This window comes from Actinokineospora spheciospongiae (assembly GCF_000564855.1).
GTDB lineage: Bacteria > Actinomycetota > Actinomycetes > Mycobacteriales > Pseudonocardiaceae > Actinokineospora > Actinokineospora spheciospongiae.
In genome coordinates this window covers 15,491-30,683 of the sequence record NZ_AYXG01000123.1, presented here as the reverse complement: position 1 = coordinate 30,683, position 15,193 = coordinate 15,491, and the positions used below count along the sequence as shown (strand labels likewise).

The window sequence follows — 15,193 nt, the reverse complement described above, 5'->3', positions numbered from 1 at the left end:
ACGCCCGGCTCGACGCGGTGCGGGCGCTGCGCCACCTCGCATTCCTGCGCGAGCCACTGCTCCGCGTCGTCGCGGCGATCGGCTGCGAGTACCTGCGGCGGCCACCCGTCGACGCGGACGAACCGGTGCGGGCGGCGGTGCAGCACCTGGTCGCCGACTGCTGCCGCACCCGCCCCGCCTCCCCGGTCCTCCTGGACCTGACCGGCGCGACCCTGCTCGACCTGGACCTCGCCGGGTGCGTGATCCGCGACCTGCACTGCCCCGGGGCGCGGTTCCTCGGCCGCACCGACCTGTCCTACGCCGAAGTGACCGGGACGACCGACCTCGGGGGCGCCCGGTTCACCGGCGACGCGGTGTTCTCCGACGTGCGCCTGCGCGGGACGCCCGGTTCACCGGGGCCGTCTTCGCCGCCGCGGCCAACTTCAGCCGGGCCCACTTCGCCGGTGCCGCCCGGTTCGACGGCGTGACGTTCACCGGGCCCGGCGCCTGGTTCCACAGGGCCCGCTTCGCTGCGGCGGTCGACTTCCGGGGCGCCGTTCCACTCGAGCGGGCCGACTTCGCCGGGGTGGAGTTCACCGGCGACCACGGTGACCGGTTCGCCGCCGCCGTCGTCCACGCGGTCGACTCCGCACTCGCCACCCATCTCGCGCGGCTGACCTCGACCGACCACGCCGTCCAGGGGGAGGCGCTGGCCGCCCTCAACCGGATCGGCATCGCGCACCCGCGCTGCCGCGGGGCCGTCGTGAGCGCGATCTGCGCGCACCTGCGCCGCACGACCGACCGCCGCGCGGTCGCCATCCTGCGCGACCACCTGCACTTCGCCACGCCCGACGGGTTCTGGTCCGACATCGACCTCGACCTGTCCGGCGGCACCTTCACCGACCTGGACCTGTCCGGCGTGGGCGTGAACCGCTTCCACGCCGCGGGCGCCACGTTCACCGGGCGCACCCGCCTGGACCACCTGGACACCGACACCCTCGACCTGCGCGGCGCGGTCTTCCACGGCACGGCGAGCCTGGTCCAGGTCATCGCGGAGGAGACCGCCGACCTGTCCGACACCGCGTTCCACGGCCCGGCCGACCTCAGCCGCCTGTCCGTCCTCGGCCCGGCCACGTTCGCCAGGGCCACCTTCGCGGCGGGAGCCGAGGCCGACGAGGTCTTCCTCGCCGAGGGGGCGGATTTCACCGGCACCGTGAACCCGCCCGCCGGGCTGATCACCGCCGCCGGGAGACCCGGCACCTGATCACGGCCGGGACACCGCCCACGACGGGTCGTGGGCGGTGCGCCGGATCAGCGACCGGCCGGGGAGACCGACAGCATCCGACCAGCCAGCCCGCGGGCGCGGACCGACAGCTTGCCCGCGACCTCGGTGAGGACCTTCGCCGCCGGGGCGTCCGGGGTGCTGGTCACCAGGGGCTTGCCGTCGTCGCCGCCCTCGCGCAGGCGCGGGTCCAGCGGGACTTGGCCCAGCAGCGGCACGGTGGAGCCGACGGCCTTCGACAGCGAGTCGGCCACGAGCTGACCGCCACCGGAGCCGAAGACGTCCATCCGGGTGCCGTCGGGCATCTCCAGCCAGGACATGTTCTCGATGACGCCCGCGATCCGCTGGCGGGTCTGCAGCGCGATCGAGCCCGCCCGCTCGGCGACCTCGGCCGCGGCCTGCTGCGGGGTGGTGACGACCAGGATCTCCGCGTTCGGGATGAGCTGCGCCACCGAGATGGCGATGTCGCCGGTGCCCGGGGGCAGGTCCAGCAGCAGCACGTCCAGGTCGCCCCAGAACACGTCGGCGAGGAACTGCTGCAACGCGCGGTGCAGCATCGGGCCGCGCCAGACGACCGGGGTGTTGCCCGGGGTGAACATGCCGATGGAGATGACCTTCACGCCGTTGGCCTCCGGCGGCAGGATCATCTTCTCGACCTTGGTGGGCTTCTCGCGGGAGCCGACCATGCGCGGGATCGAGTGGCCGTAGATGTCGGCGTCGACGATGCCGACCTTGATGCCCCTGGCGGCCATGGCGACGGCCAGGTTGACCGTGACGCTGGACTTGCCCACCCCGCCCTTGCCGGACGCGACGCAGTACACCCGCGTCAGCGAGCCGGGTTCGGCGAACGGGATGCGCGGCTCCTCGGCGTCGCCGCGCAGCGACTTGCGCAGCGCGGTCCGCTGCTCGTCGTTCATCACGTCCAGCTCGACCGCGACCGACCGCACCCCGCCCAGGGCGGTCACCGCCGCGGTGACGTCCTTGGTGATCTTGTCGCGGAGCGGGCAGCCCGCCACGGTGAGGTAGATGGCGACGTCGACCCGGCCGTCCGGGTGCACGGTCACGTCCTTGACCATGCCGAGGTCGGTGATCGGGCGGTGGATCTCGGGGTCCTGCACGCCCGCCAGAGCCTTCCGCACGGCCTCGACGCTGGGAACCTGCTCGGTTGTGGTCACCAGCCCATGCTACGGGCGGGTAGCCGGGGCGGTCCGCGCGGATGGCACGCGCCACAACCGTTGTCAAGGGCGCCGTGCGATGACCCGGGCGCGGTCCGTAACCTTGTCACCCCGCGCGCAGGATGAGGAGGGCCCGTGACCGCACCGGACAGGTCCGTGCGACCCACCCGGACCGAGTTGCACGCCTGGCGCACGTTCCTGCGCGCGCACGCCAGGGTGACCAGGGTCCTGGAGGCCGAACTGGTCGCCGAGCAGCAGCTTTCCCTGGGCGGCTACGACGTGCTGGTCCAGCTTGCCGAGGCCCCCGACCACCGGCTGCGGATGGCCGAACTGGCCGACGCGGTCCTGCTCTCGCGCTCCGGCGTCACCCGCCTGGTCGACCGCCTGGAGCGCGCGGGCATGGTCGCCCGCGAACGCGTCCCCGGCGACGGCCGCGGCGTGGTCGCCACCCTCACCGCCCACGGCCTCGACGTGCTGCGCACCGCCTCCCGCACCCACCTGGCCGGGGTCTCCGAGCACTTCGTGGCCCGCCTCAGCGCCGAGCAGCTCGCCTACCTGGGCGAACTCTGCGGCAAACTCGCCGACTGACCCACCCGCGACCGCACCGGCCGAGACCGGGGCTCGGACGCGCCCGCCCCGGCCCCGCGGTCAGTGCGAGATCTCGTTGCGCCGGGTCTCGTCCCGCGATTGCTCCGGCCGCTGCTTCTTGCGCTTGATGTCGCCGCTGAGGTCCGACCGCAGCTTCTCCAGCTCCCCGCGCAGGTAGTCGCGCGTGGCCACCTCGCCGACCGCGATCCGCAGCGCCGCCAGCTCGCGGGCGAGGAACTCGGTGTCGGCCTTGGTCTGCGCGGCCCGCGCCCGGTCCTCGTCCAGCGACACCCGGTCGCGGTCGTCCTGGCGGTTCTGCGCGAGCAGGATCAGCGGCGCGGCGTACGCGGCCTGGGTGGAGAAGGCCAGGTTGAGCAGGATGAACGGGTACGGGTCCCACCGCAGCGACACCGCCACCAGGTTCAGCACGATCCAGGTGATCACGATCAGCGTCTGCCAGAACAGGAACGTCCCGGTGCCCAGGAACCGGGCCAGGTTCTCCGACAGCCGCCCGAAGGTGTCCGGGTCGATCGTCAGCTTGAACCCGCGCGGGGCCCTGGGCTGGTCGAGGCGCCTGCGGGAGGTGGGCTCAGGCACGGGTGCCCACCCCGGTGTGCCGCGACTGCCGCTCCCGCCAGCCCTCGGGCAGCAGGTGGTCCAGCACGTCGTCGACGGTGATCGCGCCGAGCAGGTGCTCCTCGTCGTCGACGACCGGGGCGCAGACCAGGTTGTAGTTGGCGAAGTAGCGGGTGACCTCCAGCAGCGACGCGTCCGGCCGCAGGCTGGTCAGCTCCTTGTCCACCGCCCCCGCCACCAGGTCGAACGGGGGGTCGCGCAGCAGCCGCTGGATGTGCACGCAGCCCAGGTAGCGGCCGGTGGGGGTGGCGCTGGGCGGGCGGCAGACGAACACCATGCTGGCCAGCGCCGGGGTGATGTCCGGGTTGCGCACCCGCGCCAGCGCCTCGGCGATGGAGGAGTCCGGGGTGAGCACGATCGGCTCCGGGGTCATCAGCCCGCCCGCGGTGTCGGAGGAGTACTCCAGCAGTCGCTTGACCGGGGCGGACTCCGCGGGCTCCATGAGTTCGAGGAACCGCTCCTTGTCCCGGTCGGACAGCTCGGCGAGCAGGTCGGCGGCGTCGTCGGGGTCCATCGCCCCGAGCACGTCCGCGCCGCGCTCCTCGTCGAGGTGCTTGAGCAGGTCCATCTGGTCGTCCTCGGGCAGTTCGGCGAGCACGTCGGCGAGCCGTTCGTCGTCGAGGGCGTCGGCCACCTCGTAGCGCCGCTTCGACGGCAGGTCCTGCAGCGCGGTCGCCACGTCGGCGGCCCGCATCGAGTCGAACACCGCCAGAAGCTGGTGCGCGGCCTGCGGGTGCCCGGCCAGCTCCAGCACCCCCGGCGCGCGCACCTGCGACCAGTCGACCACCTGCACCGGCCCGCGCCGCACCAGCCTGCCGGTGCGCTCGCGGATCGCCACCCGGTCGATGACCCAGTCGCGGGTGCGGGTCGGCTCCATCGCCACGTCCACCACCACGGCCGGGCTGCCGGTCGCGGTCACGTGCACGCGCGCGTCCAGTAGCTGCCCCACCACCAGGGCCTCGTTGGGCCGCTGGGTGAAGTGCCGCATGTTCACCGAACCGGTGGACAGGGTGATGGCGCCCGCGTCGATCGAGGTCACCCGCAGCATGGGCACGAACACCCGCCGCCGGGTCGCCAGCTCCACCACCACGCCCAGCACGCGCGGGGGCTGCGCGTCCGTCCGCAGCCCGGCGACCAGGTCGCGGAGCTTGCCGATGGACTCCCCGTCCGGTCCGAAGACCGGCAGGCCCAGGAGCTGGGCCACGAATACCTTGCTCTTGCCGGCCACCCGGCCAGGCTAGTCGCCCGCGGCCGGTCACACCGCCCGGGCGCCGGTGCGGTGGCGGAGCCCACGGCGCCCGCGCGGGTCGGCGGGAGCCCCCGTCGGCTGCCGCGGCGCCGGGCGGCGCGGCGTTCCCGCGAACCCGGTGCGGTGCACCCGGTCCGCTGCTCACGCCAGGGCCCGGGCGATCGCCGGGGCGGTCAGGGTCGCGGGGTCCTCGGAGTCCGGATCGGACCAGTTCTCCACCGCCCGCACGAACGCCCAGCGGCGGGCCAGGTCGTGGTCGAGGCCCGCCGCGTCGACGACCGCGGCCAGCCGGTCGGGCACCGACGACTCCTCCCACCGGTTCCACAGCAGCGCGATCAGGCCGAACTCGGGGTCGCCCGCCAGCGGCTTCGGGTCGATCACCAGCCACGGTTCGCGCTCACCGCGCAGCACGTTCTCGAAGTGCAGGTCCTCGTTGACCAGCCGGTCCCCGGCGCGCGGGCCCAGTTCCGCGCAGTAGGCCACGGCCTGCTCGACCAGTTCGGCGGGCGCGTCCCCCTCGGGCAGCTCGCGCACCCACCGGGCGGCCACGTCGCGCAGCGCGCGCAGCCGCGGCGGGGCGGGGCGGTCCAGGCGGCGCAGCAGGGAGGTGATCACCCCCAGCGCCACCGGCAGCGGCTCGTCGTCGAGGGAGTGGGCCGGGTCGAGCCGTTCGAGCAGCAGCTCCCACGGCTCGGCGGCCAGCAGCCGGACCGCGCCGTCGCCGTCCCAGGTGGACAGGGCCAGCGCCTCGTGCTCGGCCTCGGGGTGCGGCCGGGTGATCTTCAACATGGCCGGGGTGCCGTCGGCGGCGCGCACCGGGAGCACGACCGCGCACCAGCCGTGCAGCGGCTCCCCGTCGGCGGTCAGGTCCCACCGGCGCATCGCCGCCGCGGCCTGCGCGGGCAGCCCCGCCACCCACTCGTGCTCACCTTCGGACACCCAGTGCCGGGCGAACGCGGGCGGGACGATCAAGGGATCACGTGTCATGGAAACCACAATGGCGGTCCGCCACCGGCCGTGGTCGACTACAACTCCCAGGCGGTTACCGGCTGGTTAACCACGTGATCGAACGGAGGCTCGATGCGTTCACCGAAGGACTTCTTCCGCCCGCTCGCGGTGGGTGCGCCCGAGCCGGTGCGGGAGATCCCGTTCCGGCCCTCGCGCATGATCCACTTCTTCGACCCGAGCAACGAGAAGATGGCCGCGAAGGTGCCGGACATGGCCGCGCAGGCCGACGTCGTCCTGGGCAACCTGGAGGACGCCATCCGGGCCGACCGCAAGGAGGCCGCCCGCGAGGGCCTGGTGCGGATCGCCAGGGACACCGACTTCGGCGAGACCCAGCTGTGGACGCGGATCAACAGCCTCGACTCCCCCTGGGTGCTCGACGACCTGATCACCCTGGTCACCAACATCGGCGACAAGCTCGACGTGATCATGGTGCCGAAGGTGGAGAGCGCCGCGGACATCCACTACGTCGACCGCCTGCTCGCCCAGCTCGAGGCCCGCGCGGACGTGTCCCGCCCGATCCTGGTGCACGCGCTGCTGGAGACCTCCTCGGGCGTGGCGAACGTCGAGGACATCGCCACCGCCAGCCCGCGGATGCAGGGCATCTCGCTGGGCCCGGCCGACCTCGCCGCCAGCCGCCGGATGAAGACCACCCGGGTCGGCGGCGGCCACCCCGGCTACCTGGTGCGCCAGGACCCCACCGGCGACGACCTGACCACCGGTCGCGCCACCTACCAGCAGGACCTGTGGCACTACACGGTGGCGCGGATGGTCGACGCCTGCGCCGCGGCCGGAATCCTGCCGTACTACGGCCCGTTCGGCGACATCGCCGACGTGGTCGCCTGCGAGGACCAGTTCCGCAACGCGTTCCTGCTCGGCTGCGTCGGCGCGTGGAGCCTGCACCCCAAGCAGATCGCCATCGCCAAGAAGGTCTTCTCCCCGTCGGCGGAGGACGTCGCCTGGGCCCGCCGGGTCATCGAGGCCATGGGCGACGGCACCGGCGCGGTCATGATCGACGGCAAGATGCAGGACGACGCCACCGTGAAGCAGTGCCGCGTGGTGGCCGAGCTGGCCGACGCCCTGTCGGCCCGCGACCCCGAGCTGGCCGCCGCGTACGAGGCCGCGACGAAGGAGGCCCTGGCCCAGTGACCGCTTACCGCCCCCGCCGCTCCGTCCTCTACATGCCCGGCGCCAACGAGCGCGCCCTGGAGAAGGCCAAGACCCTCGACGCCGACGCGCTGATCCTCGACCTGGAGGACTCGGTGTCCCCGGACGCCAAGGCCGACGGCCGCGCGCGCGTCTGCGCCGCCGCCGCCTCCGGCGAGTACGGCCGCCGCGAGGTGACCATCCGGGTCAACGGCCTGGACACCGAGTGGCACGCCGACGACATCCGCGCCGCCGCCGAGGCGGGCCCGGACGCCATCGTGGTGCCCAAGGTCAACTCCGCCGCCGAGGTGCACGAGATCGAGAAGTCCCTGGAGGCGGCGGGCGCCCCCGACCGCACCGCGATCTGGGCCATGGTCGAGACCCCCATCGCCATGCTGCGCGCCCACGACATCGCCGCGGCCAGCGACCGGCTCACGGTCCTGGTCATGGGCACCAACGACCTGGCCAAGGAGTTGCAGGCCGAGCATGTCCCCGGCCGAGCCCCCCTGCTCGGCGGCCTGTCCCTGGCGCTGCTCGCCGCCCGCGCCACCAGCAAGGTCATCCTCGACGGCGTCTACAACGACGTGAAGGACCTGGAGGGCTTCGCCGCGGAGTGCACCCAGGGCCGCCAGTTCGGCTTCGACGGCAAGACCCTGATCCACCCGGGCCAACTGGAGACCTGCAACCGCGTCTTCGCGCCGTCGGAAGAGGAGGTGGCCCGCTCGGAGAAGATCATCGAGGCGTTCGAGGCCGCCACCGCCGAGGGCAGGGGAGTGGTCACCGTCGACGGCCGCATGATCGAGAACCTGCACGTGGACCAGGCCCGCCGGGTCCTCTCCGTCGCCGCCGCCATCCGCGACCGCGGCTGATCCCCCCCCCCGAGTCCGAGCCGCTCCCGCCACCGCGGGGGCGGCTCGTCTTCTTCCCCACGTGGTCGGACCGCCCACGGCGCTCAGGGACCGCCCACGGCGCTCACGATCCCTTCATGGTGCTCACCGATCCGCCCACGGCGCTCGCGATCCGCTCGTGGCGTTCCCGCCGCACGAGCCCGCGGTGATCAGCCAAGACATCGCAGCGTCATCAAGCCGTTACCCCTTTCAAAAGTCACGCTTCGGTCACGGTGCAGGTCAAGGACGTAACGGGGCGCCAAAGGTTGCGGTGACATAACGCACAGGTCACGGGCAGGGGGTTGCCGTATGGGCGTCCTGTGATGTCTTCTGTGCGACATGGGTAGACACAGCCTCCCTTCGGAGTCCCGCGGCGTCCTCGGTGTGTTCGGCGGGCGGCGCAAGCAGCGCGACGACCTGTTCGACCGCAGCTTCCGCGAGTGCGTCGACTGCGGCGCCGACGTCTACGTGCTGGCCGAGGACTGCAAGGACTGCGGCACCGCGCTGGAGCTGCGCGCGAGCTGAGCGGTACCGCTGAGACCCCTCCCACTTCCATGGCGCGGACGGGCGTTGACCGGTGGATACTGGCCGGTAACCACGTCACCGCAGACAGGGAGCTCGCATGGCCCGCCTCGCCCAGACCGCAGGCTTGACCGACGTTCAGCAGGAGATCCTGTCCACCGTCAAGGACTTCGTGGACAAGGAGATCATCCCGAACGCCCAGGCGCTGGAGCACGCGGATGAGTACCCCAAGGACATCGTCGAGGGCATGAAGGAGATGGGCCTGTTCGGGCTCACCATCCCGGAGGAGTACGGCGGCCTCGGCGAGTCCCTGCTGACCTACGCCCTGGTCGTGGAGCAGATCGCCCGCGGCTGGATGAGCGTCTCCGGCGTGATCAACACCCACTTCATCGTGGCGCACATGGTCAAGCAGCACGGCACCGAGGCGCAGAAGCAGCACTACCTGCCCAAGATGGCCGCCGGTGAGATCCGCGGGTCGTTCTCCATGTCCGAGCCCGACCTGGGCTCCGACGTCGCCGCCATCAAGACGCGGGCGCGCAAGGACGGCGACGGGTACGTCATCGACGGCGCCAAGATGTGGCTGACCAACGGCGGCAGTTCCAACCTCATCGCCCTGCTGGCCAAGACCGACGAGGGCGCGGAGAAGCCGCACCAGAACCTCACCACCTTCCTGGTGGACAAGACCGAGGGCTTCGGCGAGGTCGCTCCCGGCCTCACCATCCCCGGCAAGATCGACAAGATGGGCTACAAGGGCGTCGACACCACCGAGGCCGTCTTCGACGGCTTCAAGATCGGTGCCGACAAGGTCCTGGGTGAAGCCCCGGGCAAGGGCTTCAGCTACATGATGGACGGCGTCGAGGTCGGCCGGGTCAACGTCGCCGCGCGCGCCTGCGGCATCGCGATCCGGGCGTTCGAGCTGGCCGTGGAGTACGCCCAGCAGCGCAAGACCTTCGGCAAGGCCATCGCCGAGCACCAGGCCATCGCCTTCAAGCTCGCCGAGATGGCCACCAAGGTCGAGGCCGCCCACCTGATGATGGTCAACGCGGCCCGGCTCAAGGACTCCGGCGCCCGCAACGACGTCGAGGCCGGCATGGCCAAGCTGATCGCCAGCGAGTACTGCGCCGAGGTCACCCAGGAGTCCTTCCGCATCCACGGCGGCTACGGCTACTCCAAGGAGTACGAGATCGAGCGCCTCATGCGCGAGGCCCCGTTCCTGCTCATCGGCGAGGGCACCAGCGAGATCCAGAAGACCATCATCTCCCGCGGTCTGCTGCGCGAGTACAAGTCGCGGAACTGATCACCTCTCCTCCTCTCCCGGGCGGGGCGACGGCGTTGGCCGTTGCCCCGTTTCCTGTTGTGGCCTGCCGCCGTCTGCTCCCGGGGTCCACTCTGCTGGTCGTGGGCGGCCTCCGCAAACGTCCATCCACAACCCCCTGAGTTGTCCACAGGCCAGCGAGCGGCCTTGTTTGCCCTGGTCAGGGGTCGATACGCTGGAAAGGGCGGTCAGCCCCCAGGGCGGGCGGGCTCCGACTGGTGGGGGTTCGGGCGCGGCGGCGGGGTGCATCGGGGGGCGGAGCGGCGGGGTGGATCGCGGGATCGGCGGGAGGGCGGGTCGGGGTGGGGGAGCGGGGCGGGTATCCGCTGAGAGCGCGGCTGTCGGGTTCGCACCGTTCATCCCGGCTTGGCAGACTGGGGGCATGACCGGTGCGTTCTCCGGCCCTGGACGAGCGAACCAGGGTCTTCCCAAGGTCCCGACCCCGCCGAGCGGGTGGCCGATCGGCTCCTACGACACCTACCAGGAGGCCCACCGCGCGGTGCAGCACCTGGCGACCAGTGAGTTCCCGGTCGAGGAGGTGACCATCGTGGGGGTCGACCTGATGCTCGTCGAGCGGGTCATCGGCAGGCTGAGCTGGCCCAAGGTGCTCGGCACCGGCGCGCTGTCCGGCGCCTGGTTCGGCCTGTTCGTCGGGCTGCTGCTGGGCCTGTTCAACCAGCAGCAGGCGTCCTTCGCGCCGATCCTCGTCGGCCTGGTGGCCGGGGTGGTGTTCGGCACCGTCTTCGCCGCCGTCGGGTTCGCCACCGCCCGCGGCCGCGGCGGGCGGGAGATCACCAGCGCCACCCAGCTCGTCGCGGGCCGCTACGACGTGCTCGCCCAGCCGCGCAACGCCGAGCGGGGCCGCGACCTGCTGGCCAAGCTGGCGATGGGGCCGGGCGGGGGCATCGGCTAGGCCGTTCGCCCACCGAATTGCGGGCGGTGATCACCGGGCCTACGTTCAGCACACCCGGTGCGCGGGGCGACGACCGCTGATCGCGTGCCGGTGGCACGGCGAGGTGCTGGGTCGCCCTGATCCGCGGCGCGGCCTCCCCCCGTCGTGCCCGTCGGAATGGAGGGGCACGGTGAATCGAATTCCCGGCCGCCGCGGACGACGCCTCATCGCGGTGCTCAGCGCCGCCTTGGTCGCGTCCCCGGCAGTGGCGGCGTGCGGGTCCGACGGCGGGGGCACCGTCGTGAACGTCTACTACTCGACCGAGGAGAACTTCGACCAGGTCGTCGCCATGTGCAACCAGGCGGCGGGCGGGCGCTACACGATCGCGCTCAACACCCTGCCGCGCGAGGCCGACGGCCAGCGCGAGCAGATGGTGCGCCGCCTCGCCGCGGGCGACACCGACATGGACGTGCTCGGCCTCGACGTCACCTGGGTGGCCGAGTTCGCCGAGGCGGGCTGGATCGCCGAGTGGACCGGCGCGGACAAGTCCGATGTGGAGCGGGGCACGCTCGCAGGCCCGCTGGAGACCGCGCGGTGGAAGGACAAGCTCTACGCCGCGCCGAAGAACACCAACGTGCAACTGCTGTGGTACCGCGACGACGTGGTGCCCACCCCGCCGAAGTCGTGGTCGGAGATGCTGTCCACCGCCGAGAAGCTCAAGGCGGAGGACAAGCCCAGCGCGGTCCTGCTGACCGGCGCCCAGTACGAGGGCCTGGTGGTCCAGTTCAACACCCTCGTCGGCGGCGCGGGCGGCAAGATCCTCTCCGACGACAGCACCAGGGCCGTCGTCGACGACGGCGCGGTCAAGGCGTTGCAGGCGCTCAAGGACCTGGCGACCTCCCCGGTGGCCAGCGCCTCGCTGTCCAACGCCAAGGAGGACCCGATCCGCCTGGAGTACGAGAAGGGCACCTCGGCGTTCATGCTCAACTGGCCCTACGTGTACGCGGCCATGGGCAAGGCGAACCCGGAACTGGCCAAGCACTTCAAGTGGGCCCCCTACCCCGCGGTCGACGCCGACAAGACCGGCACCGCCACCATCGGCGGGTTCAACCTGGCCGTCAGCGAGTACTCCCGGCACAAGCCGGAGGCCTTCGAGGCGGTCAAGTGCCTGCGCAGCGCCGAGCACCAGAAGTACTCCGCGATCAACTCCGGTGTCCCGCCCACCATCGAGTCGGTCTACGACGACCCGGAGATGGCCGAGCCGTACCCGATGCGCGACACCATCCTCGCCGAGCTGAAGAAGCCGTCGCCGCGGCCGATCACCCCGGCCTACCAGAACGTGTCCACGCTGATCTCCACCATCCTCTCCCCGCCCTCGTCCATCGACCCGCAGGCCACCGCGCAGCGGCTGCGCGAGGAACTGCAGGACGCCCTCGACTCCAAGGGAGTGCTGCCGTGAGCCACGCGATCGAGGAACCGGCCGCCCCGGCGAAGAAGGGCAAGAAGGCGCTCAGCGAGGGCAAGCGGGCCGAGCGCAAGCTCGGGCTGATGCTGTGCGCCCCCGCCGCGCTGGTGATGGTCGCCGTCACCGGCTACCCGGTGCTGTACTCGCTGTGGCTGTCGCTGCAGCGCTACGACCTGCGGTTCCCGGACCAGCGCGAGTTCATCTGGTTCGAGAACTACGCGACCGTGCTGGGCAACTCCTACTGGTGGACCGCGTTCGGCGTCACCGCGCTGATCACGGTCGTGTCGGTGGTCATCGAACTGGTCCTGGGCATGGCCCTGGCCCTGATCATGCACCGCACGCTGGTGGCCCGCGGCCTGGTCCGCACGGTCGCGCTGATCCCGTACGGCATCGTCACCGTCGTGGCCGCGTTCTCCTGGCGCTACGCCTGGACCAAGGACACCGGCTACCTGGCGCAGTTGTTCGCCTCCGACTCCGACCTGCTCACCCAGCGGGTGCCCGCGCTGGCCATCATCACCCTCGCCGAGGTGTGGAAGACGGTGCCGTTCATGGCGCTGCTGCTGATGGCCGGGCTGGCCCTGGTCCCGGACGACCTGCTCAAGGCCGCGTCGATGGACGGCGCGACCGCCTGGCAGCGGTTCACCAAGGTGATGCTGCCGGTCATGAAGCCCGCGATCCTGGTGGCGCTGCTGTTCCGCACCCTGGACGCGTTCCGCATCTTCGACAACATCTTCGTGCTCACCAACGGCGCGCAGCAGACCGGGTCGGTGTCCATGCAGACGTACAACAACCTCATCAAGGGGTTGAACCTGGGCATCGGCTCCACCATGTCGGTGCTGATCTTCATCGCGGTCGCCGTCATCGCGTTCGTGTTCATCAAGGTGTTCGGCACGTCCGCGCCGGGCAGCGACAACGGGGGGAAGCGCTGATGGCCCTCATCGGAGCCACCTCCAAGAACGGCGCCAGGGCCCGCTGGGCGCTGCTCGACTTCGTCGTGGTGGTCTACGCGCTGGTGCCGGTGCTGTGGATCGTGTCGCTGTCGCTGAAGTCGAAGGAGACCATCGCCGACGGGAACTTCATCCCCCGGTCGTGGACGCTGCAGAACTACGTCGACATCTTCCGCACCAGCGAGTTCCTGCGGGCGCTGGTCAACTCCATCGGCATCGCGATCATCGCCACGGTGATCGCGGTGGTGCTGGGCACCATGGCCGCCTACGCCATCGCCCGGCTCGACTTCCCCGGCAAGCAGGTCCTGGTCGGGGTGTCGCTGCTGATCGCCATGTTCCCGCAGGTGTCGCTGGTCTCGCCGCTGTTCGAGATGGAGCGCTCGCTGGGGCTGTTCGACACCTGGCCCGGCCTGATCCTGCCCTACATCACCTTCGCGCTGCCGCTGGCGATCTACACCCTGTCGGCGTTCTTCCGCGAGATCCCGTGGGAGCTGGAGAAGGCCGCGAAGATGGACGGCGCCACCCCGGCCCAGGCGTTCCGCCGGGTCATCGCCCCGCTGGCCGCGCCCGGCGTGTTCACCACGGCCATCCTGGTGTTCATCTTCTGCTGGAACGACTTCCTGTTCGCCATCTCGCTGACCTCGACGGAGGCGTCGCGCACCGTGCCAGCGGCACTGTCGTTCTTCACCGGGTCCTCGCAGTTCGAGGACCCCACCGGGACCATCTCGGCGGCCGCCGTCGTGATCACCGTCCCGATCATCCTGTTCGTGTTGTTCTTCCAGCGCCGCATCGTCGCGGGGCTCACCTCCGGCGCCGTGAAGGGCTGAGCTGATGGCAGAGATCGTTCTGGACAAGGTCACCAAGCGCTACCCGGACGGCGCCCTCGCGGTGTCCGACGTGGACATCACCATCGCCGACGGGGAGTTCATCATCCTCGTCGGCCCGTCCGGGTGCGGGAAGTCCACCACCCTCAACATGATCGCGGGCCTGGAGGACATCACCGAGGGCGAGCTGCGCATCGACGGGCAGCGGGTCAACGAACGCGCCCCCAAGGACCGCGACATCGCCATGGTGTTCCAGTCTTACGCGCTGTACCCGCACATGAGCGTCCGGGAGAACATGGCGTTCCCGCTGCGCCTGGCCAAGGTCGACAACGCCACGGTCACCAAGAAGGTCGAGGAGGCCGCCAAGGTCCTCGACCTGACCCAGCACCTCGACCGCAAGCCGGGCAACCTCTCCGGTGGCCAGCGCCAGCGGGTCGCGATGGGGCGGGCGATCGTGCGCAACCCCAAGGCGTTCCTGATGGACGAGCCGCTGTCCAACCTGGACGCCAAGCTCCGCGTGCAGATGCGCACCTCGGTGTCGAAGCTGCAGCGCCGCCTGGGCACCACCACGGTGTACGTCACCCACGACCAGACCGAGGCCATGACCCTCGGCGACCGGGTCGTGGTCATGCGCGGCGGGCTGGTGCAGCAGATCGGTTCCCCGCAGTCCCTCTACGAGCAGCCCAAGAACCTGTTCGTGGCGGGCTTCATCGGCTCCCCGTCGATGAACTTCCTGCCCGCCACCCTGGAGAACGGCGAGGTCAACACCCCGCTGGGCGCCTTCCCGCTGACCGACCGCGTCCGCGGCCTGGTCGAGGCGGCGAACGCCCCCCGCGAGGTGATCATCGGCCTGCGCCCGGAGCACTTCGAGGACGCCACCCTGCTCGACGACACCGAGCGCAGCAGGGGCGGCACCTTCACCGCCACGGTGGAGGTGCTGGAGTCGATGGGGTCGGACAAGTACGCCTACTTCACCCTGGAGGGCGACGCGGCGACCTCGGCGGAGCTGGACGAGTTGGCCGCCGACGCGGGCTCGCACGACACCGGCGACGCGGGCTCGCAGATCGTGACCCGCCTGTCGGCCGCGTCGGGCGCGGCCGAGGGCGCCGAGGCGCAGGTGTGGTTCGACGCCGACAAGCTGCAGGTGTTCGACCCCGGGGACGGCCGGAACCTGACCTACGCGGACTGAGTCAAGCCCCTGTGGACAACTTTTTGCCGGAAATCCGGAACTGACCGATCCTTGTCCCCGGAGCCGCCCCGACCAGCGGGGCGGCCCGGGGA

At 71.3% G+C, this 15,193-nt stretch carries 15 protein-coding genes; 11 read left to right on the top strand and 4 right to left on the bottom strand.

Annotated elements, in window-relative coordinates:
* The first annotated feature begins 235 nt into the window (after positions 1-235).
* The gene (locus UO65_RS17050) at positions 236-1,243 is read left to right on the top strand and encodes a pentapeptide repeat-containing protein (RefSeq protein WP_324608972.1); all 1,008 of its coding nucleotides are present in this window, start codon (positions 236-238) and stop codon (positions 1,241-1,243) included.
* Between the two features lie 47 nt (positions 1,244-1,290).
* Here UO65_RS17050 and UO65_RS17045 read toward each other — a convergent pair whose 3' ends face one another.
* A complete protein-coding gene (locus UO65_RS17045; RefSeq protein ID WP_035283669.1) occupies positions 1,291-2,436 on the bottom strand; it encodes an Mrp/NBP35 family ATP-binding protein in 1,146 nt (381 codons plus the stop codon).
* 135 nt (positions 2,437-2,571) lie between these two features.
* Between UO65_RS17045 and UO65_RS17040 the strand changes: the two genes are divergently transcribed.
* Positions 2,572-3,024: a MarR family winged helix-turn-helix transcriptional regulator gene (locus UO65_RS17040; RefSeq protein WP_035283667.1), complete on the top strand. Its 453-nt coding sequence runs from the start codon at positions 2,572-2,574 to the stop codon at positions 3,022-3,024.
* A gap of 60 nt (positions 3,025-3,084) precedes the next feature.
* Here UO65_RS17040 and UO65_RS17035 read toward each other — a convergent pair whose 3' ends face one another.
* From UO65_RS17035 to UO65_RS17025, 3 genes are all read right to left on the bottom strand, one after another.
* Complete coding sequence (locus tag UO65_RS17035; RefSeq protein WP_035283666.1) at positions 3,085-3,621, bottom strand: DUF1003 domain-containing protein; 537 nt, start codon at positions 3,619-3,621, stop codon at positions 3,085-3,087.
* Complete coding sequence (locus UO65_RS17030) at positions 3,614-4,888, bottom strand: magnesium transporter MgtE N-terminal domain-containing protein (RefSeq protein ID WP_035283664.1); 1,275 nt, start codon at positions 4,886-4,888, stop codon at positions 3,614-3,616. Before UO65_RS17030 ends, UO65_RS17035 begins: the two co-directional genes overlap by 8 nt.
* 162 nt (positions 4,889-5,050) lie before the next feature.
* Positions 5,051-5,896, bottom strand: a complete 846-nt coding sequence (locus UO65_RS17025) for an aminoglycoside phosphotransferase family protein (RefSeq protein ID WP_035283662.1) — start codon at positions 5,894-5,896, stop codon at positions 5,051-5,053.
* A 93-nt stretch (positions 5,897-5,989) separates the two neighbouring features.
* Here UO65_RS17025 and UO65_RS17020 point away from each other — a divergent pair, with 93 nt between their 5' ends.
* The 9 genes from UO65_RS17020 to UO65_RS16985 all read left to right on the top strand — a co-directional run bounded on the left by UO65_RS17020 (position 5,990) and on the right by UO65_RS16985 (position 15,101).
* On the top strand, positions 5,990-7,063 hold the full coding sequence (locus UO65_RS17020; protein WP_035283660.1) for an HpcH/HpaI aldolase/citrate lyase family protein: 1,074 nt from the start codon (positions 5,990-5,992) through the stop codon (positions 7,061-7,063).
* Entirely contained in the window at positions 7,060-7,929 is an 870-nt protein-coding gene (locus UO65_RS17015) for an HpcH/HpaI aldolase/citrate lyase family protein (RefSeq protein ID WP_035283657.1), read from the top strand. Before UO65_RS17020 ends, UO65_RS17015 begins: the two co-directional genes overlap by 4 nt.
* Before the next feature lie 357 nt (positions 7,930-8,286).
* Positions 8,287-8,472 carry a hypothetical protein gene (locus UO65_RS35910; RefSeq protein ID WP_146241092.1) on the top strand — a complete coding sequence of 62 codons (186 nt, stop codon included), beginning with the start codon at positions 8,287-8,289 and terminating at the stop codon, positions 8,470-8,472.
* Between the two features lie 97 nt (positions 8,473-8,569).
* Positions 8,570-9,766 (top strand): acyl-CoA dehydrogenase family protein, encoded by a 1,197-nt coding sequence (locus UO65_RS17010; RefSeq protein WP_035283654.1) that lies wholly within the window; start codon positions 8,570-8,572, stop codon positions 9,764-9,766.
* 400 nt (positions 9,767-10,166) lie between these two features.
* Positions 10,167-10,697 (top strand): YflT domain-containing protein, encoded by a 531-nt coding sequence (locus UO65_RS17005; protein ID WP_035283651.1) that lies wholly within the window; start codon positions 10,167-10,169, stop codon positions 10,695-10,697.
* A gap of 169 nt (positions 10,698-10,866) precedes the next feature.
* Positions 10,867-12,135 (top strand): ABC transporter substrate-binding protein, encoded by a 1,269-nt coding sequence (locus UO65_RS17000; protein ID WP_035283648.1) that lies wholly within the window; start codon positions 10,867-10,869, stop codon positions 12,133-12,135.
* Positions 12,132-13,070: a carbohydrate ABC transporter permease gene (locus UO65_RS16995; RefSeq protein ID WP_035283644.1), complete on the top strand. Its 939-nt coding sequence runs from the start codon at positions 12,132-12,134 to the stop codon at positions 13,068-13,070. Before UO65_RS17000 ends, UO65_RS16995 begins: the two co-directional genes overlap by 4 nt.
* Positions 13,070-13,915 carry a carbohydrate ABC transporter permease gene (locus UO65_RS16990; RefSeq protein ID WP_035283641.1) on the top strand — a complete coding sequence of 282 codons (846 nt, stop codon included), beginning with the start codon at positions 13,070-13,072 and terminating at the stop codon, positions 13,913-13,915. Before UO65_RS16995 ends, UO65_RS16990 begins: the two co-directional genes overlap by 1 nt.
* A gap of 4 nt (positions 13,916-13,919) precedes the next feature.
* Entirely contained in the window at positions 13,920-15,101 is a 1,182-nt protein-coding gene (locus UO65_RS16985) for an ABC transporter ATP-binding protein (protein ID WP_035283639.1), read from the top strand.
* The last annotated feature ends 92 nt before the right edge of the window (positions 15,102-15,193 follow it).

What these genes read in the sequence shown, in the direction of transcription:
- UO65_RS17025 (WP_035283662.1), bottom strand. Translation starts at nt 5,896, where the DNA reads ATGACACGTGATCCCTTGATCGTCCCGCCCGCGTTCGCCCGGCACTGG.
- UO65_RS17020 (WP_035283660.1), top strand. Translation starts at nt 5,990, where the DNA reads ATGCGTTCACCGAAGGACTTCTTCCGCCCGCTCGCGGTGGGTGCGCCC.
- UO65_RS35910 (WP_146241092.1), top strand. Translation starts at nt 8,287, where the DNA reads ATGGGTAGACACAGCCTCCCTTCGGAGTCCCGCGGCGTCCTCGGTGTG.
- UO65_RS17010 (WP_035283654.1), top strand. Translation starts at nt 8,570, where the DNA reads ATGGCCCGCCTCGCCCAGACCGCAGGCTTGACCGACGTTCAGCAGGAG.
- UO65_RS17005 (WP_035283651.1), top strand. Translation starts at nt 10,167, where the DNA reads ATGACCGGTGCGTTCTCCGGCCCTGGACGAGCGAACCAGGGTCTTCCC.
- UO65_RS16990 (WP_035283641.1), top strand. Translation starts at nt 13,070, where the DNA reads ATGGCCCTCATCGGAGCCACCTCCAAGAACGGCGCCAGGGCCCGCTGG.
- UO65_RS16985 (WP_035283639.1), top strand. Translation starts at nt 13,920, where the DNA reads ATGGCAGAGATCGTTCTGGACAAGGTCACCAAGCGCTACCCGGACGGC.